Annotated in this window: 1 protein-coding gene; it reads right to left on the bottom strand. The window is 49.3% G+C overall.

The features are described from left to right. Positions 1 to 111: 111 nt before the first annotated feature. A partial coding sequence (locus tag KMS84_RS43420) for a DNA/RNA helicase domain-containing protein (RefSeq protein ID WP_368860727.1) occupies positions 112 to 229 on the bottom strand: 118 nt, incomplete at its 5' end.

The raw sequence follows: 229 nt of genomic DNA on the forward strand, positions 1-229 counted from the left end.
CCCACTTTTTGGTGGTTTTTGCACGGCATTTGACCGGCTTTTTTTGTGGTTCAGCCTACGGTTTTTTCGTGAGGCTGAACTCCGAATAATGACCCCCGATCTGCTGGGCCGTCAGTCGTTACTGTACTCGGCAAGCCTGCTAGTGAAGTATTGCGCGGTCTCCTGATCTGTACAGTATAGGTAGCAGCCTTTCATCCCACGGGTCATCAATGTTCGATACGTATTTTTG

The organism is Streptomyces hilarionis (assembly GCF_024539675.1).
GTDB classification, from domain to species: Bacteria; Actinomycetota; Actinomycetes; order Streptomycetales; family Streptomycetaceae; genus Streptomyces; species Streptomyces hilarionis.